10 protein-coding genes are annotated in these 25176 nt (G+C 67.5%); 5 read left to right on the top strand and 5 right to left on the bottom strand.

Annotated elements, in window-relative coordinates; all coding sequences use genetic code 11:
* Window positions 1-87: 87 nt before the first annotated feature.
* The 3 genes from EAO27_RS17555 to EAO27_RS17565 all read left to right on the top strand — a co-directional run bounded on the left by EAO27_RS17555 (window position 88) and on the right by EAO27_RS17565 (window position 9973).
* Complete coding sequence (locus EAO27_RS17555) at window positions 88-5922, top strand: MG2 domain-containing protein (RefSeq protein ID WP_242772445.1); 5835 nt, start codon at window positions 88-90, stop codon at window positions 5920-5922.
* A 173-nt stretch (window positions 5923-6095) separates the two neighbouring features.
* Window positions 6096-8249 (top strand): penicillin-binding protein 1C, encoded by a 2154-nt coding sequence (gene pbpC, locus EAO27_RS17560; protein ID WP_242772448.1) that lies wholly within the window; start codon window positions 6096-6098, stop codon window positions 8247-8249.
* A gap of 182 nt (window positions 8250-8431) precedes the next feature.
* Window positions 8432-9973 carry an amino acid permease gene (locus tag EAO27_RS17565; RefSeq protein WP_242772451.1) on the top strand — a complete coding sequence of 514 codons (1542 nt, stop codon included), beginning with the start codon at window positions 8432-8434 and terminating at the stop codon, window positions 9971-9973.
* 36 nt (window positions 9974-10009) lie between these two features.
* Here EAO27_RS17565 and EAO27_RS17570 read toward each other — a convergent pair whose 3' ends face one another.
* The 4 genes from EAO27_RS17570 to EAO27_RS17585 all read right to left on the bottom strand — a co-directional run bounded on the left by EAO27_RS17570 (window position 10010) and on the right by EAO27_RS17585 (window position 17228).
* Window positions 10010-11269 (bottom strand): multidrug effflux MFS transporter, encoded by a 1260-nt coding sequence (locus tag EAO27_RS17570; protein WP_242772461.1) that lies wholly within the window; start codon window positions 11267-11269, stop codon window positions 10010-10012.
* 490 nt (window positions 11270-11759) lie between these two features.
* A complete protein-coding gene (locus EAO27_RS17575; RefSeq protein ID WP_242772463.1) occupies window positions 11760-12062 on the bottom strand; it encodes a hypothetical protein in 303 nt (100 codons plus the stop codon).
* A gap of 25 nt (window positions 12063-12087) precedes the next feature.
* A complete protein-coding gene (locus EAO27_RS17580) occupies window positions 12088-14967 on the bottom strand; it encodes a pitrilysin family protein (protein WP_242772465.1) in 2880 nt (959 codons plus the stop codon).
* A gap of 101 nt (window positions 14968-15068) precedes the next feature.
* Complete coding sequence (locus EAO27_RS17585; RefSeq protein WP_242772467.1) at window positions 15069-17228, bottom strand: acylase; 2160 nt, start codon at window positions 17226-17228, stop codon at window positions 15069-15071.
* Between the two features lie 153 nt (window positions 17229-17381).
* Between EAO27_RS17585 and EAO27_RS17590 the strand changes: the two genes are divergently transcribed.
* Both EAO27_RS17590 and clpB read left to right on the top strand, forming a co-directional pair.
* Window positions 17382-18959, top strand: a complete 1578-nt coding sequence (locus tag EAO27_RS17590) for a leucyl aminopeptidase (protein ID WP_242772471.1) — start codon at window positions 17382-17384, stop codon at window positions 18957-18959.
* A 130-nt stretch (window positions 18960-19089) separates the two neighbouring features.
* Entirely contained in the window at window positions 19090-21669 is a 2580-nt protein-coding gene (gene clpB / locus EAO27_RS17595; protein ID WP_242772472.1) for an ATP-dependent chaperone ClpB, read from the top strand.
* A gap of 364 nt (window positions 21670-22033) precedes the next feature.
* Here the strand turns inward: clpB and EAO27_RS17600 are convergent, their stop codons facing one another.
* Window positions 22034-24934 carry a TonB-dependent receptor gene (locus tag EAO27_RS17600; protein ID WP_242772473.1) on the bottom strand — a complete coding sequence of 967 codons (2901 nt, stop codon included), beginning with the start codon at window positions 24932-24934 and terminating at the stop codon, window positions 22034-22036.
* Between the last annotated feature and the right edge of the window lie 242 nt (window positions 24935-25176).

A 25176-nucleotide genomic window follows, 5' to 3' on the forward strand; every position in this document is an offset into this window, starting at 1 on the left:
TAACCGTGCGCCACATGCGGCAACGGGTGGACAGACGCGCCTGTTTCCAGCAGGATAGAGCCTCGGGACCGGCAGGAGTATTGGGCGATGGCGGCATGGCAAGGCTGGGGCAAGACGCTGGCCGCAAAGGCGAAATTCGCGCTCCTCGTCCCGCTCGCGGTACTCGTCGCGGCGGCGGGCGGCGACACCACGCCGCAGGTCATTCTCGCCACCCCGGGCAGCGCGGGCAACGGCGACGGCACGATCAGCCGCTTCACCCTGCGCTTTTCGGAGGACATGGTCCCGCTCGGCGACCCGCGCGCCAAGCCCCCCGCCAAGCACGACTGCCCCGTTCCCGGCACCGGCCGCTGGGTCGACACGCGCACCTGGGTGCTCGAATTCGACAAATCGCTCCCCGGCGGGGTCAGCTGCGCGGTCGAGCTCACCCCGAACCTGCGCACCGCCGGCGGCACGTGGGTCGGCGGCAACAGCCGCTTCGAGCTCGATTCGGGCGGCCCCTCGGCGCGCGCGGTGCTCGTCGGCGGCACCTATGACGGGATCGAGGAGGATCAGATCTTCCTCGTCGCGACCAATGTCGGCGCCGACCGCGCCTCGGTCGGCCGCTACGCCTATTGCGCGGTCGACGGCATCGGCGAGAAGATCCCGGTCGACGTGCTCAAGCCCGAAACCGCCGCCGAAATCCTCGACGGCCTCGGCAACAGCAGCTGGCAGCGGCAGGAATTCGCGTACAACGGCGGTCTTCCGCTGCAACTCCCCGCCGCGGGCGCCGATCGCGCCGCGGTGCTCGAACGCATCGTGCCAGTGAAATGCCGCCGCCCGCTGCCCCCCGGGCGCGAGATGGCGCTCGTCTGGGACGCGCGCATCAGCCAAGCGGGTGCGCCGGCGCGCACCGCGGGGCGCGACCAGCGTTTCGACTATGACGTACGCCCCGCCTTCACCGCCAAAATGTCGTGCAGCCGCGTCAATCCGCAGGCGGGATGCAACCCGCTCAAGGACATCACGCTGAGCTTCGCCTCGCCGGTCGCGCGCGACACCGCGCTCGCCGCGACGCTCAGGACCGCCGACGGCAAGAGTGTGGCGCCGAAGCTCGACGACGACGACAAGAACGATGCCTTCGTCACCGCGGTCCGCTTCACCGGCCCGCTGCCGCAGAATGTCGATGCAACGCTCGTGCTCCCCGCCGACGTCACCGACCAGAGCGGCCGAAGCTTGCAGAACCGGACGAATTTCCCGCTCAAATTCCACATTGACCGCGCGCCGCCGCTGGTCAAGTTCGCCGCCGAATTCGGCATCCTCGAGGCGAGCGAGGGCGGCGTGCTGCCCGTCACCGTGCGCGGGGTCGAGGCGTCGATGGTGCAGTCGAACCTCAAGATGCCCGCCAGCCTGCTCAAGGTCGGCGACGACGATGCCGCGATCGCGCGCTGGCTGAAACGCGTCGCCGACGCCGACGACACCGACTATCGCGAGGAAAAGGACGCGAGCGGCAAGGACGTCACGGTCAATTACACCGGTACCAAGTCGGTGTTCGACGGCGCGCCTGCGGGCGGCGAGCGCCGCGACCTGCAACTGTCCCCTGCCGCGGGCGGCAAGGAGTTCGAGGTCGTCGGCATCCCGCTCGGCGAAAAGGGTTTCCATATCGTCGAGGTCGCGAGTCCCGAACTCGGCGCCGCGCTGCTCGGGCGCAAGGCAACACGCTACGTCACCACCGCCGCGCTCGTCACCAACATGGCGGTGCATTTCAAATGGGGCCGCGAAAGCTCGCTCGCGTGGGTGACCTCACTCGACACCGGCCTGCCCGTCGCGGGCGCCGAGATCCGCGTCACCGACAGCTGCACCGGGCGCCTGCTCGCGCGCGGCACCGCCGACAAGGCCGGCCGTCTCGCCTTTGCCTCGGGCCTCCCCAAGCCCGAAACCTATTCGGGCTGCGAGGAAAACCCCGACCCGGCAGTGAGCGAAGGCCATGCGCTGATGGTCAGCGCGCGCAGCGGCGACGATTTCAGCTTTACCCTCACCGACTGGGGCAGCGGCATCCGCCCCTATGACTTCGACCTGCCCTATGGCTGGTCCGAACGCGACGACATCCTCCACACGCTGTTCGACCGCGCGCTCGTCAAGGCGGGCGAGAGCGTCCATATGAAGCACATCCTGCGCCGTCCCGTCGGCACCGGTTTTTCGACCCCCAAGCCGATGGCGGGCAAGCTCCGCCTCGTCCACCGCGGTTCGGATACCGAGTTCGAGATGCCGTTCAGCATCGACACGGGCGGCAGCGGCGAAAACGTGTGGAACGTGCCTGCGTCGGCCCCGATGGGCGATTACGACCTCGTCTTCGTGACCAAGGACAAGGACGGCGAGGACAAGACGATCTGGACCAGCCAGTCGGTCAAGGTCGACGAATATCGCCTGCCGACGATGAAGGCGACCGTGACCGGGCCCAAGGAGGCGCTGGTGCGCCCGGGGCAGGTGCCGCTGTCGCTGTTCGTCGGCTATCTGTCGGGCGGCCCCGCACCGAACATGCCCGTCGAGCTGCGCACCAGCTTCGCGCCGCGCTGGTCGCCGCCCGAGGATTATGCCGACTGGGATTTCGACGGCCGTCCGGTGAAGGAAGGCATCGTCCAGCTCGACGACAGCGGCGAGGAGCCCGAGGCCGACCTGCCGCTTGCGCGTTCGGTGCCGCTGCGCCTCGACGCCAACGGCGCCGCGACGACCAGTGTCATGGTCGACCAGCCGATCGTCGAACCGACCCAGATGGCGGTCGAGATGGATTATGAGGACGCCAATGGCGAGACGCTGACGTCGAGCCGCCGCATCACCCTCTTCCCCTCCGCCGTTCGCTTGGGCCTGAAGACCGATGGCTGGCTGATGCGCGACAACGACCTGCGGCTCAATTTCGTCGCGCTCGGACTCGACGGCAAGCCGATCGCGGGCCAGCGTGTCCAGGTCGCGCTCTACAGCCGCGAGATCATCACCGCGCGGCGCCGCCTGATCGGCGGCTTCTACGCCTATGACAACCAGATGCGCACGAAACGCATCGACGCCGCGTGCAGCGCCACCACCGACAAGCTCGGCCGCGCGCGCTGCGCGATGGCGCCCGGCATTTCGGGCGAGGTCACCGTCGTCGCGACCACCGTCGACGCCGACGGCAACGAAGCGCGCGCGGTGCGCTCGGTCTGGCTCGCGGGCGACGACGACTGGTGGTTCGGCGGCGACAATGGCGACCGCATGGACGTGATCGCCGAAAAGCCGCGCTACGCCGCGGGCGACACCGCGAGCTTCCAGGTCCGCATGCCCTTCCGCGAAGCGACCGCGCTCGTCACAGTCGAACGCGAGGGCGTGCTGTCGAGCTTCGTGATGCCGCTCAAGGGCACCGATCCCGTGGTGAAGGTCAAGCTGCCCGCCACCTATGCCCCTGACGTCTATGTCTCGGTGATGGCGGTGCGCGGTCGCGTGACCGGCCAGGAAAGCTGGTTCCGCAAGATGAAGCGCGCGGTAGGTTTCCAGATCGAAAATAGCGAGGGCGCCCCGCCGACCGCGCTCGTCGACCTCGCCAAGCCCGCCTATCGCATGGGCATCGCGCGCATCAAGGTCGGCTGGGAAGGGCATCAGCTCGCGGTCAAGGTCCGCGCCGACAAGGAAAAATATGCCGTTCGCGAAACCGCGAAGGCGAGCATCGAGGTCAAGGCGCCCGGTGGCAAGCCGCCGGCAAACGCCGACGTCGCCTTCGTCGCGGTCGACGAGGCGCTGCTCCAGCTCGCGCCGAACGACAGCTGGAAGCTGATCGACGCGATGATGGGCCAGCGCACGCTCGACGTGCTCACCTCGACCGCGCAGATGCAGGTTGTCGGCAAGCGCCACTATGGCCGCAAGGCGCTCGAACCCGGCGGCGGCGGCGGCGGCGACCTCAGCGGACTCACCCGCGAGGATTTCCGCCCGGTGCTGCTGTGGAAGGGCCGCGTCCCGCTCGACGCCAAGGGCCGCGCAACCGTCGACGTGCCGCTCAGCGACAATCTGTCGGCGTTCCGCCTCGTCGCGATCGCGACCGACGGGTCGCAATATTTCGGCACCGGCGAAGCGAGCGTCCGCACCGTCCAGGATCTCGGCGTCTTCGCCGGGCTCCCCGACCTCGTGCGCACCGGCGACACCTACGACGCGCGCTTCACGCTGCGCAACGGCACCGACAGGGCGATGACGGTCACCGCCACGCCGACGCTGTCGCCGGCGGTCGCGACCGCGCCGCCGCTCACCGTCACCATCCCGGCGGGCGGCGCGGTGCCGATCAGCTGGTCGATGACCGCACCCGAAAGTGCGGGTCCGCTCGAATGGACCGTCGAGGCCGCGACGAAGGACGGCAAGGCGCGCGACCGCCTCGTCTTCGAACAGATCGTCGAGCCCGCGGTGCCGGTCGAGACCTGGGCCGCCAGCCTCTTCCGCGTCGGCCCCGACACCAGCCTGCCGATCGGCATCCCGACCGGCGCGCTCGCGGGCGGCTATGTCGATGTCGCGCTCGCGGGCACGCTCGCGCCGCCGCTCGCCGGGGTGCGCGACTATATGGCGCTCTACCCCTATAATTGTTTCGAACAGTCGGTTTCGCGCGCGGTCGCGCTCAACGACGTCGGCCGCTGGCAGGCGCTGGCGGGCGCGCTCCCGACCTATCTCGATAAGGACGGGTTGCTCCGCTACTGGCCCAACGACCGGCTCGAGGGCTCGGCCGAACTCACCGCGCACGTGCTGGCGATCACCGCCGCCAACGGCTTTGCCATCCCCGAGGATTCGAAGGCGAAGATGGTCAAGGCGCTGCAGGCGGTGGTCGAAGGGCGGCTGTCGCGCCGCGGCTACGGCCCCTACGACATCCGCCCGGTCCGCGTCGCCGCGCTCGCCGCGCTCGCGCGGAGCGGGGCGTCGAGCCCGCGCCTCGTCGCGGCGATCGACATGGTCCCCGCCGACATGGCGACGGGCACGCTCGCCGACTGGCTGATCGCGATCGAACGCACCCCCGGGGTCCGCAACGCCCCCGCGCTGCGCACCGCGGCCGAGGCCGAACTCCGGAAGCGCCTCGTCTACGAAGGCACGCGCGTCGATCTCGTCGACGATGCGAAGGCGCCGTGGTGGATGATGGTCAGCGGCGACGAGATGGCGATCAAGGCGCTCGACGCGGTGCTCGGCCGCAAGGGCTGGGAAAATGACGCGGGCAAGCTGATGGTCGGCGTCGCGCAGCGCCAGCGCCGCGGCCATTGGGACACCACCCCCGCCAACGCCTGGGGTTCGGTCGTCGTGCGCCGCTTCGCCGAGCTGTATCCCGCCAGCGCGATCACCGGCGTCAGCCGCATCGAGCTGATGGGCGCCAGCGCGACGCAGGCGTGGCCGCTTCCCGATGCGGTCAGCCCGCTGCGCGTCCCGCTCGCCGCGGGAACGATGCGCCTCGCCCACGACGGCACGGGTTCGCCGTGGGCGGTGGTCAGCGTCAAGGCCGCGGTGCCGCTCAAGGAACCGCTCAACGCGGGATACCGGATCAAGCGCAGCGTGAGCGTCGTCAAGGCGGCGACCCCGGGTACGCTGACGCGCGGCGACGTGATCAAGGTGCGTATCGAGGTCACCGCCGCCGCCGGCCGCACGTGGGTCGTCGTCAACGACCCGATCGCGCCGGGCGCGACGATCGTCGGCAATCTCGGCGGCCAGTCGCAGATGCTCGGCGAACAGGCCGGTGGCGACGGCGCGCAGCCGAGCTATGTCGAACGCGGCAAGGACAGCTGGCGCGGCCATTTCGGCTGGATGCCCGCGGGCACCCACGCGGTCGAATATGTCGTGCGGCTCAACGGTTCGGGCAAATTCACCCTGCCCCCGACGCGCGTCGAGGCGATGTATTCGCCCGCGATCCGCGGCCAGTGGCCCAACGCGCCGCTGACCGTGGCGAGCGTGGCGCCGTGATGGTGGGCTGTGTGCGAATAAGATCCTCCCTGTCGCGCAGCGATGGGGAGGTGGCAGCGCGAAGCGCTGACGGAGGGGCTTTGGCGCTGGCGTCGCAGCCCCTCCCCCATCCTTCGGATGGTCCTCCTCCCCATGCCTGCGGCACGGGGAGGATTCTTTAGGCCGCTCAGTCCATGCCCGCCAAATCCCGCATCCGCGACGCCCTCGCCTGGCTCGCGCTCGCGCTGCTCATCCTCACGACGATCGCCCACCTGCTCACCAAGCCCCCGGCGATGCCGTCCTACGACGAGGTGCGCCAGGGCTGGAAACCCAGCGAGGCGTGGCTCTACGACCGCGACGGCCGCCTGCTCGACAGCGAGCGCGTCGATTTTGCGCGGCGCCGCATGGCATGGGTGCCGCTCGCCGACATCGCGCAACCGGTGCGCAGCGCCGTCGTCGCGAGCGAGGACAAGCGCTACTGGTCGCACGGCGGGGTCGACTGGCTTGCGATCGCCAGCGCCGCGAGAACCCGCCTGAACCTCGGGGGGACCGGCGGGCGCTCGCGCGGCGCCTCGACGCTGCCGATGCAGCTTGCGGGTTTCCTTGCACCCGACCTCGCGCTCCCCGGCCAGCGCGGCTGGCTCGCCAAGCTGCGTCAGATGCGCGCCGGACAGGCGCTCGCGGCGGACTGGAGCCGCGAGCAGATGCTCGAGGCCTATTTCAACCTCGTGCCGCTGCGCGGCGAGACGCAGGGGATCGGCGCCGGGGCGCGCGCGCTGTTCGGCAAGAAACCCGCCGACATGGACCGCACCGACGCCGCGCTGTTCGCGGGCCTCCTCCCCAACCCCGCCGCGGGCGCCGAGGCGCTCGGCCAGCGCGCCTGCCGCGCGGCCCGGGCGACCGGGCGCGCACCAAAGGACTGCGGCCCGCTCCGCGCCGCCGCGGCGACGCTCGTCTCGGGCGAGCGCATCGCCGAGCTCGATCCGGCGCTCGCGCCGCACCTCGCAGTCCGCCTGCTCGACAAGCCCGGCAAGCGCGTCACCACCACGATCGACCGCCGCATCCAGGAAGCCGCGATCGTCGCGCTCCGCCGCCAGCTTTCGGGGCTCGGCGCCGACCGCGTGCGCGACGGTGCGGTCGTCGTGCTCGACAACGCGACCGGCGACGTGCTCGCCTATGTCGGCGGCGTCGGTCTGAAATCGACCGCGGCGCAGGTTGACGGCGCCAACGCGCGGCGGCAGGCGGGCTCGACCTTGAAGCCGCACCTCTATGCGCAGGTGATCGAGCATCGCTGGCTCACCGCCGCGTCGATCCTCGACGACAGCCCGGTCCAGCTCGACACCGCCTCAGGGCTCTATGTGCCCAAGAATTACGACCACAGCTTCAAGGGCCCGGTCAGCGTCCGCCAGGCGCTCGCCGCCTCGCTCAACGTCCCGGCGGTGCGCGCGCTCGTCATCGACGACGTCCAGCAGTTCCGAGACCGGCTGTGGGCGCTCGGCTATCACGGCATCGTCGAGGACGGCGAATATTACGGCTTCAGCCTGGCCCTCGGCTCGGCCGAAGTGTCGCTGGTCGAACAGGCCAACGCCTTCAGGACCTTTGCGAATTCGGGACAATGGTCCCCCGTTCACTTCACCGCAGCGCGCGACGATCGCGACGGTCCGCGCGCGGTCGTCTCCCCGGCTGCCGCCTTCATCGTCGGCGATATCCTCGCCGACGCGACCGCCCGCGCCGACGCCTTCGGCGCCGACAGCGCGCTGCGCCTGCCCTTCTGGGCGGCCGCCAAGACCGGCACCTCGAAGGGCATGCGCGACAATTGGTGCGTCGGCTGGTCCGACCGCTTCACCGTCGCGGTGTGGGTCGGCAATCTCGAGGGCGATTCGATGCGCGCCGTCTCGGGCACCTCGGGCGCCGCACCGGTCTGGCGCGACGTGATGATGGCGCTCCACGCCGGCAATCCCGGCAAGCCCCCCGCCATGCCCGAGGGGGTCGAGGCAAAGCAGATCGCGCTCCCCGGCACGCGCGAACCGCCGCGCCGCGAATATTTCATCCGCGGCACCGGCCAGGCCGAAATGGCGGCCGCCCCCGCCGCCGCGCGGCGCCCGCGCATCACCAGCCCGGTCAGCGGCAGCGTCTATGCGCTCGACCCCGACATCCCGATCGACCGCCAGCGGCTCGCGGTCGCGGTCAGCGGCGAGGTTGCGGGCTATCGCCTGCTCCTCGACAAGACCCCGCTCGGCGACGCCGATGCGGGCCAGCAGATCCTGCCGCGCCCCGGCGCGCACATGCTGACGCTCGTCGATCCCGGCGGCCGCATGGTCGACCGCGTCCGCTTCACGGTGCGCTGACCCCACGCGCCCTTTTGCCGGGCGGCCGGACATGTTTGCCCGACCCCGGCCATCCCGCCGCGACTCGCCGCTTTCGGCCTGTCACAACTCTGAAATTAAGTTGCGCTGACGAGCGGAGCGGCTAGTCTGCGCGGCCAGGAGACGGGCGCCGGTCGTGGCGGCCCGACAAGGGGACATTCTCTATGTTGTTTGACCGCGTAAAGCCGCTGGATGCCATTTTGGCGACGGCGGAGAAAAAATCGCTTACGCGAACGCTCGGCGCCTTCCAGCTCACCATGCTGGGGATCGGCGCCGTGATCGGGACCGGGATTTTCGTGCTCACCGCCGAAGCCGCGCAAAAGGCGGGCCCGGGCATGATGATCAGCTTCATCATCGCCGGCTTCGTCTGCGCCTTCGCCGCGCTCTGCTACGCCGAAATGGCGTCGATGGTGCCGGTGTCGGGTTCGGCCTACACCTACAGCTACGCCGTGATGGGCGAGCTCATCGCATGGATGGTCGGCTGGGCGCTGATCCTCGAATATGCGGTCGCCGCGGGCGCGGTGTCGGTCGGCTGGTCGGGCTATGTCGTCGGGTTGATCGAGCATAGCTTCGGGATAGACATACCCGCGAAATTCGTGCTCGGGCCGTTCGACGGCGGCATGATCAACCTGCCCGCGATGTTCATCGCCGGCGTGGTCACCATGCTCCTCGTCATCGGCACGCGCGAATCGGCCACGATCAACGCCATCCTCGTCGTCATCAAGGTGACCGCGCTGACGCTCTTCATCATCCTCGCCGTCCCGGTGATGAACATGGAGAATTTCGAGCCCTTCGCGCCGCTCGGCATCGGCGGCATCGGCGCCGCCGCGGCGTCGATCTTCTTCGCATATGTCGGCTTCGACGCGGTTTCGACCGCGGCCGAGGAAACCAAGAACCCGCAGCGCAACATGCCGATCGGCCTGATCGGCAGCCTTGCGATCTGCACCATCTTCTACCTGCTCGTCGCCGCGGGCGTCATCGGCTCGGTCGGCGCGCAGCCGGTCGGGATCGACGCTGCCGCGGGCCACGCGCTCGAACCCGGCAGCCGCGAGCTTGCCGCCGCGTGCGGCGCGATCGGCGACCAGGCAGTCGTCTGTTCGAAGGAAGCGCTTGCCTGGACGCTGCGCGAAATCGGCTGGCCGCAGATCGGCAACCTGATCGGCCTCGCCGCTGGCCTCGCGCTGCCCTCGGTCATCCTGATGATGATGTTCGGCCAGACCCGCATCTTCTTCGTGATGAGCCGCGACGGACTGCTGCCGCAGGCCTTCTCGAAGATCCACCCCAAGTTCAACACGCCGCACGTGATCACGATCATCACCGGCATCGCGGTCGCGCTGTTCGCCGCCTTCTTCCCCGTGGGACAGCTGGCGAACATCTCGAACTCGGGCACGCTCTTCGCCTTCGCCGCAGTGTCGATCGCGGTGATGGTGATCCGCCGCACCGATCCGGGCCGTCACCGGCCGTTCAAGACACCGCTGATCTATATCACGGCGCCGATCGCGATCTTGGGGTGCCTCTATCTCTTCTTCAACCTCGACCAGAAGAGCATCAACCTCTTCCTGATCTGGGCGGGGGTCGGACTCATCGTCTATTTCCTCTACAGCCGCTCGCGCAGCCATGTCGGGCGCGGCCATGTCGAAGTGCACGAGGACGATGCCGACGCGCCGCCGCCGCCGGTTCCGCCGGTGCCGTCGTTCAAGGATTGACGGGAAAGGGGGCGTCGGCCCCCTTTCTTTTTGTCCTCAATAGGGGCTCTTCGGCGCGGTACCCGGACGGGTAAAGAGCTTGCCGCGTTCGGCCCACAGCACCAGCAGCAGGCCGGCGGCGGCGCTGGCCAGAAAGGCGTAAGCGAGCGGCAGCGTCGTGCCGTCATATTGCTGGCCGATGAAGGCGCCGAGCAGCGCCGCGACAAGCGCCTTGGCAAAGCTCTGATAGGAGGAGGCGATGCCGGCCATATGCCCGAAATCCTCCATCGCGATCGATCCGAAATTGCTGCCGATGAAACCGATCAGCCCGACGTTGACCATCATCAGCCCGGTGAACATGGCGAGCGTCTCGGTGCCGCCCAGCGCCGCGGCGACTTGCGCGATCGAGGTCGCCATGAAAGCAAAAACCGCGGTCTGCGACACCCGCCGCGCGCCGAAGCGCTCGACGATCGCGGCGTTCGAGAAATTGGCGATCGCGATGCCCACCGCGACGCAGGCGAAGACGAGCGGGAAGAGCGACTGCGCGTCGAACACTTCGGCGATGATCTGCTCGCTGCTGTTGAGATAGCCGAACAGCGCCGCCTGCATCACCCCCGAGGCGAGCATATAGCCCGCGGCGCGGCGGTGCCGCGTCACCGTCATCCAGCCCGCGACCATCGTCCGCGCGTCGAGCGGCCGCACATCGGCGGGGTCGAGCGTTTCGGGCAGGCGGCGCAGCCACAGCAGCATGACGACGCCCATCGCGGCGAGGACGAGGAAGATCGCACGCCAGTCCGCGAGCGCGGCAACCCCGGCGCCGATCGTCGGCGCGATGATCGGGACGATCATGAAGACGAGGAAGATCAGCGACAGCCGCTTCGCCATCGCGTCGCCCGAAAACAGGTCGCGGATCACCGCGACGACGATCACGCCGAGCGCGGCGCTGACGACGCCATGCCCGAAACGCAGCGCCAGCAGCATCGGAAAGCTGGTCGCGAGCCCGCAGCCAAGCGCAAACAGCGTGTAGGCGATCAGCGCCGGGACGAGCACCCCCTTGCGCCCGAACCGGTCGGCGAGCGGACCATAGACGAGCGCGCCGAGCGCGGTCCCGAAGATATAGATCGAGATCACATATTGGCGATCGTTCGCAACGGCGACCCCGAGCCCCTTGGCGATCGCAGGGAGCGCGGGCAGCATCGCATCGATGGCGAGCGCGTTGAGCGCCATCACCATCGCCATCATCACGACCATCTCGCGCGGGCCGGGAAGTCCGGGCCGGGTCGTTTCGGGCGGGGAAGAAACAGGAATATTGTGCATTGCAACAGCGCTATGCGCCCGCCCGCCCGTTTTGGATAGCCCCCGCCGATCCCGGCGCGACGCAACGAACCGACGGAAGGCAGCTTTGGGGTGGGAAGCGGACGTTCGCTTCCTGCCGCTCCTCCCTGTCGCGCAGCGATGGGGAGGTGGCAGCGCCCTTCGACTGCCTTGCAGGCGCTCAGGGTAAACTGCGCCGAAGGCGCAGCGCTGACGGGAGGGGCTATGGCGCAGCGTTGCCGGCCCCTCCACCATCCGCTTCGCGGACGGTCCCCCTCCCCATCGCTGCGCGACAGGGAGGATCCTGTGGCCGCAGCCGGTCGTCTGCCCGAAAACGACCGACAGCCCGGGCCAGGTTTTGCCGGAAGGACACCCGGCCCCAAAGGCCGGCGCGTCATCGCCGCGGCTTTACGGCTTCGCGCGCGTGTTCCATCAACGCAAAAGGGCCGCCCCTTTCGGGGCGGCCCTTCGCTTTTCGCAGATCGGTGACCGGTCAGCCCTGGCGGGTACCGGTCATCGCCATCGAACCGAAAGCGCCGGCCTTGATCGTGCCGGTCAGCGCGTCGCCGTCGATCGTCGCTTCGCATTCGAGCGTCATCGGCATCGGCACCTTCATGTTCATGGTCCAGGTCAGCTTGTTGCCGTCGACCTTGCCATTCTCGACATCGAGCGAACCCATCGCCCCGGCGTTCTGGCCGGTGAAGCTGTCACCGCTGGTGGTGACGGTGAACACCGACTTCTGGTCGCCCATCGGCGACTTGGTTACGCAATCATAGCTGCCATCGACTTGAGACATCCGGGCTCTCCTACTGAAACTGATGTTAGTTAGCGGGAGACACCGTTTCCACGGTCAGCCCCAATCCGTCAAGCTGCGGTTTCACCACCGCCGCGTCGCCGACGACGACATAGACGAGATCGTCGACGCTCAGCGCCTGGCGCGCCGCGGCGTCGATCTCGGGTGCCTTCATCGCCTCGTAGGTTGCGGGCAACGTTTCGTAATAATTGTCGGGACGGCCGAACTTCACGATCGACCGCAGCCCGCCGAGCACGTCGCCCGAGGTTTCGAAACTGCCCGGCAATTCGCGGACGCTGCCGTTGATGGTGCGTTCGAGCTCCTCGGCGGTCACCCCCTTGTCGCCGAGGAAGGCCGTGAGGTCGCTGCGGAACTCCTTGATCGAATCGCCCGTGCGATCGGCCTGCACCGGTGCCGCGGCCACCCAGGTCAGCCGGTCCTTGTCGCCCGAGATGCGCGTGCGAACGCCGTACGACCAGCCCTTGGTCTCGCGCAGGTTCATGTTGAAGCGCGAGAGAAAGTTGCCGCCGAAAATGTCGTTCGCCGAACGCAGGACCTCGAGCTGGTCGCCGCCCTTGGCATCGAGCACCTTGCCCGCGAGGATCACCGACTGCGGCGACTTGGGTCGGTCGACGAGCAGGATACGCGGCTGCGGCTTGGGGATCGCGATTTCGAAATGCTTGACCGGCTTCGCCGTCGCCGGCGCCTTCCAGTTGCCGAAGGCTGCGTCGAGCTGCTTGGTGACCGCCTTCAGCGTGGTGTCGCCGACGACGAAGATGCGCGCCGTGTCGGGGCGGATCCACGTCGAATGGAACGCCGCGAGCTGCGCCTGCGTCGCGGCGGTCACCGCCTTGGCGTCACCGAGCCCCGACGGCGGAATGCCGTAGGGATGTTCGGCTCCGTAAAGCGCGGGCATCAGCACGCGGCTGGCGATCGCGTTCGGATTGTTGAGTTCGGCCTTGAGGCGGTTGAGCTGCTGCGCGCGCACGCGGTCGAGCTCCTTGGCGTCGAAGGCGGGGTTGCGGATATAGTCGGCGAGCAGGGTCAGCGACGGCGCGAGGTTGGGCTTGAGCGCGAACAGGCTGAACACCGTCTCGTCGGCGTTGGCCGACCCGTCGATCTGTGCGCCGAGCCGCTCCTTCGCCTCGGCGAAGGCGATCGAGTCGAGCGTCTTCGTGCCCTCGTCCATCAGGCTCAGCATCAGCGACTGGGTGCCCAGCGCGTCATGCGGATCGGCGGCATAACCGGCATCGAAGCTGACCGCGACATTGACCGTCGGCACCGCCGAGCGATGCGCGAAAACGACCTCGATGCCGTTCTTGAGCCGGGCGCGCTCGATCGCGGGGAAGTCGAGCGCCTTCAAGTCGCTCACCGCGGGAAGCTGCGAGCGGTCGGCGATCGACGTACCCATCCCCATGTCGGGGCCGACGTCACCGAGCGCGGGGTTCCAGTAGCGGTCGGGCTGGACGAAATCGCCCGCCTTGCCCGCGATCACCGCACCGCCGCGATTCTCGCCGCCCTCGGTCCGCTCGCCCGGCGTATAGGTCAGCGAAAAGGCAGGACGCGACAGCCATTTGTTCGCGATCGCCTTCACTTCGGCGGGGGTCGCCTTGGCCATGCGGTCGAGCTCGACCTTGTAATAGCCGGGGTCGTTCGAATAGAGCGCGCCCTCGGCAAGCGCGACCGCCTTGCCGCCGAAGCCGCCGACCGATTCGAGCCCCGAAATCGCCCCGCCGACATAGCTCGCCGCGGCGCGCTGCAGTTCGTCGGCGGTCGGGCCGCTCGCCAGATAGCTTGCGATTTCCTCGTCGAGGCGCTTGGCGACATGCGCCGGGTCGACCCCGGGTTTCACGTCGGCCTGGATCAGCAGGATGCCGGCATCCTCGAATGGCTGCGCGCCCGCCGACACGCTCACCGCGATCGGATCCTTGCGTACCAGCGCATTGTCGAGGCGCGACGACGACAGGCCGCCGAGCACGCTCATCGCCATCTGCAGCGGCACCGCGTCGGCGTCGTTGAGGCCGGGGATCGCCCACATGCGATAGATGCGCGTCGTCGGGATCAGGTCCTTGACCTCCTTCGCGAGCGGCGCGGGCAGCGTCGGCACCGCGGTCGCGGGCGCGGTGACCGCGGGGCCGCGCGGGATGTCACCGAACCATTCGGTCACCTTCGCCCTGGCGGTCGGGACATCGATGTCGCCGGCGAGCACGAGCACCGCATTGTTCGGACCGTAATTGTCGGTGAACCACTTCTTCACATCGTCGAGGCTCGCCGAATTGAGGTCGCCCATCGAACCGATCGTGCTGTGGTGGTAGGGATGCCCCTTGGGGAAGAGATTCTCGAAAATCTCGTAGCGCAGCAGGCCATAGGGATTGTTGTCGCCCTGGCGCTTTTCATTCTGGACAACGCCGCGCTGGTTATCGAGCTTGTCCTGCGTCACCGCGCCGAGCAGATGGCCCATGCGGTCGCTTTCGAGGAACAGCGCGCGATCGAGCGCGCCCGTCGGCACCGTCTCGAAATAATTGGTGCGGTCGACGTTGGTGGTGCCGTTGAAGTCGGTCGCGCCGACCTGTTGCAGCGGCTCGAAGAAATCGCCGGGGGCATTTTCGGAACCGTTGAACATCAGATGCTCGAACAGGTGCGCGAAGCCCGTCTTGCCCTTGGGCTCGTGCTTCGACCCGACACGGTACCACACCGACACCGCGACGACCGGGGCCTTGCGATCCTCGTGCACGATCACGCGCAAGCCATTGTCGAGCGTGAAGGCCTGATACGGGATGTCAACCGCCTTTACGAGTTCGGCGATCGGCGCCGGATCGGTGGCCTTGGCTTTGGCGAGCGCCGGCCCGGCGGCGACGAGCGAAGTCGACAGCGCCAGCGCCAGCGCGAAACGATGAAAGCGAGCCATGAAAATCCCCTAGATCAAGGCGGGCAGGCGCGGTGCGCCTGCGTCAGTTCGATGTGCCGGACGGCACTGTATCAGCGGTTTAGGACAGCGCGCCGCGGCGTTCAAGGGCGATAGACGCGCGGCTTCGTCGCCCATAGCGCGGCGGGATCGAACAGCACGGGTTTCAACTGGCGCCGGACGAACAGCGGTGCCTGATCGTTGTAATGCGGACTGTCCGGCCGCGTCGTCGCCGCCCCGAAAGGCTGGATCGATTCCGAATGCAGCCGCCCGTCGCGGTCCCACGTCACGAACATGATGAAGCTGTCGCCGTGGCGGACCTTCAGCCGTCCGTCGGGCTCGGCATCCCACAGCGTCGACGCGCGGATCGTGTCGTTGCCGCCGTCGAGCGGCAGGTCGACGCGATGCTCGCCCTCGCCGTGGCGCAGCCGCAGCAGCGTGCCCAGCCGCGGGTCGAGCGTCCCGAAATATTTCTGCAGATGGTCGGCGGCTTCCTTGAGCGTCGCGCGCGGATCGGGACGTTCGGCGAGCCGCTGGTAATGGACGCGGTTCGCGGGGCGCAGCACCATCAGCGCGAGCGCGTCGCCCTGCCCCTTGCCGTCGAGATTCCAGTCCCATGCGCCGAGCAATGCCTGCGCCTTCGCGAGTTCGGGATCGTCGGCGAGCTTGAGCGCGAGGATGCGGTCGATCCACGCCTTGGCATAACCCGTCCGCGCGTAGGTCGTGTCATATTTGATCGCTTTCAGCCGCGCTTCGTCGATCGGCCCCGATGCCTCGAACAGGTCGATCAGCCGCGACGCGCGGTTGCTCATGTCATCCTCGATGCCGAGCAGCGGAGAGAAGGCGGCGGCGTCGAGTTCATCGCCGGGGCCCGCGGCGACCCACGGCGCATTGTTCGCGTTCATCACATAGCCCGAGCGCGGATTGACGAGCGCGGGCACGCGGTCGAACGGCAGCGTCCTGGTCCACAGCGTCGCCGACGTGTCGCCGGGCAGAATGCCGCGCCAGTTGTATCCCGCGGGCCGGTCGGGGAACATCGCATTGTAGAAAAGGCCGATATTGCCCTCGCGGTCGGCGTAGATGAAATTGGTCGCGGGCACGCCCTGTCCTGCCATCGCGGCGCGCCATTCGCCGAAATTCTTCGCCTTGTTCAGCCGGTAATATTGGGTGACCATATTCGCCTGGTCGATCCCGGCGTAGCGGATCGCAAAGGCGCCCTTGTCATTCTTGATCACCGGGCCGTGTACCGATCGATACACCATCTTCGGCACCGGCAGCACGAAGGGGCCATATTTGACCTTGAGCCACACCCGTTCGGCCTCGAGCGGACGCCATCCGCCATCGAAGCGGTAATTCTCGCCGCTGTCGTCGAGCGTCAGCTGATAGATGTCGATCAGGTCGGGCCGGTTCACCGTGTTGGTCCAGCCGAGATATTTGTTGTGGCCGAGGAAGGGGTAGGGCGAGCCGGGGAAGTTCGCGCCCGCGAAATCCCAGCCCTCCTCGCTGTGGACGACGAGTTCGTACCACGCGACGCCGCCGGTCCACGGCTGGTGCGAATTGGAGACGAGCCGCGTCGCGCCGTCGGCCGCACGGCCCGGCGCGACCGCCATCGCATTCGACCCGTTGGCGGCGGGATCGCTGCCGAACGGCGTGTCCTTGCGCGGGATCAGCTTGCCCGTCGCGTCCATCTCGGGCCCGCCCTCGCGCCCCATCACCTTGTCCTCGACGAGGCTGCCGAGCACCGAATCGAGCCCGAAGAAAAAGGGCGAGCGCAGCACGAAGCCCGCGACGACATCTTCGCCGGTGACCGGGAACAGCCCCGACAGCCGGACCTCGTCGGGATGCTTGTCGGCATAATGGTTGAGCCCCGCGGCATAGGCGGTGAACAGCGCGCGCACGTCGGCGGGGAGCCGCGGCCAGTCGCGCGCGCTGGTCTTGCGGATGTCGAGCAGCGCGGCGGCATAGTCGATCGCGGCGCCGTCGGGCCCGAACATCGCCCCGGCGCGCCCGCGCGTCATCGCCAGCACCTCCTGCAGCGTCGCAAAATCATCCTCGGCGTGCGCGTAGGCGACGCCATAGGCGACGTCGGCGTCGGTCTTGCCGAAGATATGCGGCACCCCGAAACGGTCGCGCGCGATGCGGATATCGGCGGGCGAGAACGCCGGCGCCTGCGGCGGCCGCGCGGTGAAGGGCTCCCACACGGCGAGCGTCACACCCGCGAGGGCGAGCAAGATCAGCATGGTGATTCCCAGCCTGCGCAACATGTCGGTCCCCTCGCTCGCGGATGGCCTGTCTGGCGGCGGCGGTGCCCGATGGCAAGCGCCTGTCGTTCGTCGAGCGGCGATTGCAGGCCGGGCCGGTCGTGCTAGGCGATGGTTCGGACCAAGACCGACGGAATAACAGGGAGTTCCTTCTTCATGCCTACCAAGAGCCTGCTGCTTGCCGCGTGCCTTTCCTTCGCCTCGCTGACCGCCCCCGCCGCGATCGCGCAGACGGTAACCGGGTCAGGCGTCGCACCCGGTACCATCGCCAACAGCCCCGAACGGCCGATCGGCTTCGCCGCCGCCGCCCCGGCGCGCGGCGTGCTCGTCGTGCTGATGGACAGCGCCGCGCTGCCCGCGCTCGACGCGGTCGGGATCGGCACCGCCGAACGCGCCGCGATCGAGGCGGCGGTGGCCGGCGCCAAGTTCGAGGGCAAGGCGAATGCGACCTTGTCGCTGCGCGGTATCGGGGCACACAACCGCATCCTGCTCGTTGGCACGGGCAGCGCCCCGACGCTGCTCGCGCGCGCCGAAGCGGGCGGCAAGGCCGCGCAGGAGGTCCGGTCCGACGCCCAGCCGGTGACGCTCACCGGCGCCTTCACCGGCACCGAGGGCGCCGAGGCGGCCTATGGCTTCGCGCTCGGCCAATATCGCTTCGACCGCTACAAGACCGTCGACCGCAAGCCGCCCGCCACCGACGCGGTGACGATCGTCGGCGGCGATGCGGCCGCCGCCGGGGCCACCTACGCCGGGCGCTACCAGCCGCTCGCCGACGGGGTGCGCCTGTCGCGCGACCTTGCCAACGAACCGGCCAATGTCGTCTATCCCGAAAGCTTCGTGGCCGACGTCCGCAAGGCCTTTTCGGGCGTCGGCGGGGTCAGCATCGAAGTGCTCGACGAAGCCGCGATGCGCAAGCTCGGCATGGGCAGCATCGTCGGGGTCGGCCAGGGCAGCCCGCGCGGATCACGCATGATGCTGGTGCGCTATCGCGGCGCGGGATCGCCCGATGCGCCGCTGGCGCTGGTCGGCAAGGGCATCACCTTCGATTCGGGCGGCATATCGCTCAAACCCGGCGCGGGCATGGGCAATATGAAGGGCGACATGTCGGGGGCCGCTTCGGTGGTCGGCGCCGCGCTGTCGCTCGCCAGGTCGCGTGCGCCGGTGCATGTCGTCGCGGTCGCCGCACTTGCCGAGAATATGCCCGACGGCAACGCCCAGCGCCCCGGCGATGTCGTGCGCACGATGTCGGGCAAGACGATCGAGATGGTCAACAGCGACGCCGAAGGCCGGCTCGTCCTCGCCGACGCCAATGAATATGTCGCGCAGGCGTACAAGCCGCGCGCGATCGTCAATATCGCGACATTGACCGGATCGATCGTCGGCGCGCTCGACGACCAATATGCCGGTCTCTTCGCGCGCGACGACGCGCTCGCCGCGCAATTGCTCGCCGCGGGCGCCGCGAGCGGCGAGGAACTGTGGCGCATGCCGCTCCATAAAAATTACGCCGACCGCGTGAAATCGGACATCGCCGACGTCCGCAACAGCGGCGGCGGCGGCCCCGGCGCCAGCCTCGGTGCGCATTTCATCGGCTTCTTCGTCGACGAAAAGATGCCGTGGGCGCACCTCGACATCGCCGGCGTCAACCGCAGCGAGAGCAATTCGCCGCTGGTCCCGAAGGGCATGACCGGCTTCGGCGTGCGCCTGCTCGACCAGCTCGCGCGTTCGGGGGACTGATCGCGCCGGTTTTTCCCGCCGCTCCGGCATCGACCGGGGCGGCGGGGGCCGATGGCGCCCGTCGCGTCGCAAGCCCCTTGTGTTGCCCAAAAGCAACACTATCTCTCAATCAGAGAAAGGGGCTTTCCGAATGAACCTCGAAAAATTCACCGATCGCGCCAAGGGCTTTTTGCAGGCGGCGCAGACGATCGCGATCCGCATGAACCACCAGCGGATCGCGCCCGAGCATGTCGCCAAGGCGCTGCTCGAGGACAATCAGGGCATGGCCGCAGGGCTGATCGCGAACAGCGGCGGCGACACCGCGCGCGCGGTGCAGGGCATCGACGTGCTCCTCGCCAAGGTGCCCGCCGTGTCCGGATCGGGCGCCCAGCAAACGCCAGGCCTCGACAATGATGCCGTGCGCCTGCTCGACCAGGCCGAACAGGTCGCCGCGAAGGCGGGGAGCGAATTCGTCGCCGTGCAGAACATCCTGCTCGCGATGGTTCTCGCGCCGAGCACGCCGGTGGGCAAGGTCTTTGCCGATGCGGGCGTAAAGGCCGACGCGCTGAACGCCGCGATCGCCAAGCTGACCGGCGGCCGCACCGCCGACACCGCCTCGGCCGAAGACCGCTACGAAGCGCTCAAGAAATTCGCCCGCGACCTCACCGAAGTCGCGCGCGAGGGCAAGCTCGACCCCGTGATCGGCCGCGACGAGGAGATCCGCCGCACCGTGCAGATCCTCGCGCGCCGGACCAAGAACAACCCCGTGCTGATCGGCGAACCCGGCGTCGGCAAGACCGCGATCGCCGAAGGCCTCGCGCTGCGCATCGTCAACGGCGACGTGCCCGACAGCCTGAAGGACCGCCGCCTGCTTGCGCTCGACATGGGCGCACTGATCGCGGGCGCCAAATATCGCGGCGAGTTCGAGGAGCGGCTCAAGGGCGTGCTCGACGACGTCAAGGCGGCCGAGGGCGAGATCATCCTGTTCATCGACGAGATGCACACGCTGGTCGGCGCGGGCAAGGGCGAGGGCGCGATGGACGCCTCGAACCTGCTCAAGCCCGCGCTCGCGCGCGGCGAACTCCACTGCATCGGCGCGACGACGCTCGACGAATATCGCAAGCATGTCGAAAAGGACCCCGCGCTCCAGCGGCGCTTCCAGCCCGTCTTCGTCGGCGAACCGACGGTCGAGGATTCGATCTCGATCCTGCGCGGGATCAAGGAGAAATACGAGCTGCACCACGGCGTGCGGATCACCGACGCCGCGATCGTCGCCGCGGCGACGCTGTCGAACCGCTATATCTCCGACCGCTTCCTGCCCGACAAGGCGATCGACCTGATGGACGAGGCCGCAAGCCGCATCCGCATGGAGGTCGAATCGAAGCCCGAGGAGATCGAGAGCCTCGACCGCCGCATCATCCAGATGAAGATCGAGGAGGCCGCGCTCGGCAAGGAAAGCGACGCCGCGTCGAAGGACCGGCTCGCGACGCTGCAGTCCGAACTCGCCAATCTCGAGCAGCAGTCGGCCGAACTCACCCAGAAATGGCACGCCGAAAAGGACAAGATCCACGCCGAGGCGAAGATCAAGGAAGAGCTCGACGCGGCGCGGTCGGCGCTCGATCAGGCGCAGCGCGCGGGCGACCTCGCGAAGGCCGGCGAGCTCAGCTACGGCACCATCCCCGGCCTCGAAAAGCAGCTCGAAGCGGCGCAGGCCGCGGCAGGCAATGCGATGCTGCGCGAGGAAGTGACGGCCGACGATATCGCAGCCGTGGTGAGCAAGTGGACCGGCATTCCGGTCGACCGGATGATGGAAGGCGAGCGCGAGAAACTGCTCGGCATGGAAGAAACGCTGGGCAAGCGCGTCATCGGGCAGGACGAGGCGGTCCGCGCCGTCTCGACCGCGGTCCGCCGCGCGCGCGCCGGGCTGCAGGACCCCAATCGCCCGCTCGGCAGCTTCCTCTTCCTCGGCCCCACGGGGGTCGGCAAGACCGAGCTCACCAAGGCGCTCGCGCGCTTCCTGTTCGACGATGACAATGCGATGGTCCGCATCGACATGTCGGAGTTCATGGAGAAGCACAGCGTCGCGCGCCTCGTCGGCGCGCCCCCGGGCTATGTCGGCTATGAAGAGGGCGGCACGCTCACCGAAGCGGTGCGCCGCCGGCCCTATCAGGTCGTGCTGTTCGACGAGGTCGAGAAGGCGCATCCGGACGTGTTCAACATCCTGCTCCAGGTGCTCGACGACGGGCGCCTGACCGACGGGCAGGGCCGTACGGTCGACTTCACCAACACGCTGATCATCCTGACCTCGAACCTCGGCAGCCAGGCGATCGCGGCGCTGCCCGACGACGCCCCGGTCGAACAGGCCGAACCCGCGGTGATGGAGGTGGTGCGCGCGCATTTCCGGCCCGAGTTCCTCAACCGGCTCGACGAGATCGTGCTCTTCCACCGCCTCGCGCAACAGCATATGGGCGGCATCGTCGATATCCAGGTCGCGCGGGTGCAGAAGCTGCTCGCCGATCGCAAGGTGACGCTCGACCTGACCGACGCGGCGCGCGCCTGGCTCGGACGGGTCGGTTACGACCCCGTCTATGGCGCAAGGCCGCTCAAGCGCGCGGTGCAGAAATATCTGCAGGATCCGCTCGCCGACCTGATCCTCAAGGGCGAGGTCAGGGACGGTTCGACGATCCGCGTCGACGAAGGCGACGGCGCGCTGAAGCTGGCTGCAGCGTAACAAAAAGGGCGGCAGAAATGCCGCCCTTTCATTTTTGAAGCGAAGGCCGCCCCTAGGGGCCGAAATTCCGCCCCAACCAGCGCGCATGCGCCGGAACACGCGGCGCAACATCATACCGCTGCTGATCGTCGCCGCCCGATCGCGCAGCACGCGCTGCGAAGCGGACTCACTCAATCCGCTGGTGAAAAGCCGGGACCAAACAAGCGAGGTTCATCGTCGATAAGCGGATGCTCGTTTTCGCCGCTCGCCAACGGGGCGTGCCGAAACCGGCCACGTCTTGGTAGCGCGTCCCACAGCCGCTTTCGCGGGCATAAAAAAGGCGGGCACGAGGCCCGCCTTTCTCATTTCGCCATTGGCGGATCGATCAGAACTTGATCGTCGCACCAACATAGAAGCGGCGACCGAAGACGTCATAGACGTCCGCGGCGGTTTCGGTGCCGGTCGGCGAATTCGCGAACGGCGTTCCGGGCAGGAACGGCGCCTTGCTTCCGAACAGGTTGTCGATGCCTGCGTAGAAAGCAAAGTCCTTGTTGTCGCCCACGTCGAAGCGCGCCTGGACGTCGTGGTAGAAGCGATCGCCGACGCGGTTCAGTTCGTCGAGCGTCAGCTTGTCACCATAGACGGTGGTGTCACCGATATAGTCGATGTCGCCCACGGCCTTGCCCAGATAGTTGATCTGCCAGCTGAAGGTCAGCGGACCCTTCAGATAGGCCGCGCGCACCGACGCCTTGTGCTCCGAATAGCCGACCTCGCCCGCCAGATCGCGCACGGTTGCCGACGGGTCACCCTGCGACTTGAAATCGATCAGGTAGGTGTAGTTGCCCGACAGCTCGAGACGGTCGTCGCCCCACAGGCCAAGCCCGGTGCGGTAACGCATGCCGACGTCGATACCCTTGGTGCTCAGCTTCGCCACGTTGAGCAGCGTTGCATCGACCCGCGTGACGCGGCCCGTTGCAGCGTTGCGGACGACATTATCGCAGAAGGTGTCGTTGCTCGTCAGCAGGCACTGCTTGATCGACTCGTCGCGCTCGATCACATTGATCGCGTCCTTCACCTTGATGTCGAAATAGTCGACCGTCATGCTGAACCCGGGCAGGATGCGCGGCTGGATGACGGCACCGATGGTGAGCGTCTTCGCCGTTTCTTCCTTGAGGTCGGGATTGCCCCCAACGAAGCCGTTGATGCCCTGAATATCCGCGAGGGAGTACGCAAACGAGCCGTTCGCCGCGATGGCGGCGGCAATCGCCGGAATCGCGCGGCAGGCATCGTCCGCCGCATTGGTGCGGCCAGCGGTTACGCCGTTGCACGGGTCCGAAACCGCAGCGAAGGTTTCGCTGGGAGGCGAAGCGAATTCGGAGATATTCGGGGCGCGGTTGGCCACCGAATAGGTCGAACGGAAGCCGAGGCCGGGCACCGGCGACCAGTCGCCGTTGACGCTCCACGACACCACGCCGCCCACCTGACGCTGGCTGTAGTCGGAGTAGCGTACTGCACCGCCGACCGACAGATTCTCGAAGAAGGGACGATCGCGCAGCAGCGGCACATTGACCTCCCCGAACACTTCCCAGACATTGAACTTGCCCATCGTGTCGGGGATTTCATTGCCCGAATTGCCACCGCTGTTGGTAAGGGCGTCAAGGTCGTCAACGCTCTTTTCCTTGCGATATTCGGTACCGAATACAACGCCGACGTCGCCCGCGGGAAGCGCGAAGGGCGTACCCGACACAACCGCCGAGAAGACATGCTGCTGCTGAACGGTTTCCTGCGACTTGGGAACCACCGCCTGGACATAGGCCGATGCTTCGGGGCTGGCGGTGCCGAACCCGAAGATGTTGATCGGCTGGCACCCTTCGGCGCGCGCGGCGTCGCTGCGGCACACGATGCTGCCGTCGCCGAGCCTGATCGAATCGAGCGCGTTACGGTAACGTGCGCTGTCGATGTCCTCGCTGGCAGTGAAGTCCTTGAAACGGCCATAGACATAGCTGGTTTCGAACTGCCACTTGTCGGTGATGTCACCTTTCAGCCCGGCGACAACGCGCCAGGTGTCGCGCGACGCGCGGTTCGAACGGTTGAACACCTCGTTCTGGCGGCGACGGAAGCCGAGCGACGTGATCGGTGCGGCGAGGCCTTCGGGGGTCGCATTATAGGCGGCGATCTGGTCGCGCACGTCCTGCGGGATGAAGGCGTTGGTGAGCGGAATGCCACCATCGTCATAGAGGTCGGTGTAATCGAGCGGTGTCGCTTCCATCTGCGAACTCGACTTCACCTTGGCATAGGTGATTTCCGAGAAGGCCTTGATGCTGTCGGTCAGCTCATAGTTGATCACCGCATTGGCGAGGTAGCGTTCGACCGGCACCGAAATGCGGCGGACGCCGTTGCGGTTGAAACCCGTGCCGCCACCCGCGATCAGATTGTTGTTCTCGTCGAACGAGAACAGGCTGCCGCCATTGAACCCGTCGGCGAGCTCGCCAGCGGCATCGAGCAGCTCGAACCGCCCCTGCGCCGAATAGGTCGAATAAGCGTCGGGACCGCAAATGTCGAAATAGCAATCCTCCGCCGACATCGCGCGCTTGCGCGACAGCAGGCCCGTGTCCTTGTCGTAGGAGAAATTGAGCATGATCGAGCCGCGATCGTCGGCACCCCAGCGGGTGCCCGCGGTGATGCTCGCGAAATAGCGCGGATTGTCGCCCTTTTCGGTCACATTATACTGGCTGCGAACGCGAACACCCTCGAACGAATCCTTGAGGATGAAGTTCACCACGCCGGCGACCGCATCCGAACCATAGATCGACGAGGCACCGCCGGTGGTGATGTCGACGCGCTCGATGAAGTCGGTCGGAATATTGTTGATATCGACCGCCGACGAACCGGCGAGACCCGCGATGTAGCGGCGACCGTTGACGAGAACGAGCGTCCGGCTCTCGCCGAGGTTGCGCAGGTTGATCGTCGCCACGCCATTGGCGCTGGTGGAAAAGTTGCTGTTGGTGCGGCTCGTGCCGATGCCGACCTGCGGCATTTCCTGAAGCACGTCCTGGATGTTGATCGCGGCGTCGCGTTCGAGCGACTGGCTGTCGATCACGGCGACCGGAACGACCGAATCGAGGTCGGGGCGCGCGATACGCGAGCCGGTCACGACAATGACGTCTCCGCTCGCGGCTTCATCTGCCGCGGCGTCCTGCGCGATGGCGGGAGTCGATACGAGCGCGACACCCAAAACCACCGGGGCGACCCCAAGCTTCAGCTTGGAGAACTGGTTTTTCTTCAAAATTCAGACCCTTATACTGTACACACATCACCGGGCGAGCGCGAACCGGTCCAAGCCGGTCCGGACCCGCGGTTCCGGAGGGGGTCCCCGCTGACGGCCGATGCTTAGCGAGTAAAGTGAATTACCCGTATCGACGGGAATTTGGGTCCCAACTGTGCCCCATATGCAACAGTTGCAAAAACATGTCGTAATACAATGACTTCCCGCAAGCCTCTTGAGTAATTTTGTGTCGGCGACGGCGC

The sequence above is a fragment of the Sphingopyxis sp. YF1 genome, from assembly GCF_022701295.1.
Taxonomy (GTDB): domain Bacteria; phylum Pseudomonadota; class Alphaproteobacteria; order Sphingomonadales; family Sphingomonadaceae; genus Sphingopyxis.